Source organism: Geobacillus sp. B4113_201601 (assembly GCF_001587475.1).
GTDB lineage: Bacteria > Bacillota > Bacilli > Bacillales > Anoxybacillaceae > Geobacillus > Geobacillus icigianus.
Map to the genome: position 1 here is coordinate 1 of NZ_LQYX01000094.1, position 307 is coordinate 307.

At 65.5% G+C, this 307-nt stretch carries 1 protein-coding gene; it reads left to right on the plus strand.

The features are described from left to right. Nucleotides 1-307 (plus strand): UPF0236 family transposase-like protein (locus B4113_RS13300; protein WP_201028609.1); only part of this gene is annotated, 307 nt, incomplete at both ends.

Below are 307 nucleotides of genomic sequence, written 5' to 3' on the forward strand. Positions count from 1 at the left end.
TCCGGGACTACCGGGAGTGGCTGTCGGCGCAAGGGGTGGAGACGGCCGGCATGCGTCCGATGGGCCACGCCGAGAGCGTGATGAGCCGGTTCGCGTACCGGGTGAAATCCCGCCGCAGCTGGAAGGACCAAGGACTTGGGGCGTTTCTGAAGGCGATGGTGGCCCAAATCGACGGAATCGGGTGGAGAACAGGGCAGTTGGAGGAGGAAGAGCCCCAGAGGGCAGCCTCGGCCCCGACGAAGCTGGAGCGGATCAAACAGGCCAAACGGAAGGCAGGGCGGTTGTTGGCGGAGGTGATGCGCCAGAA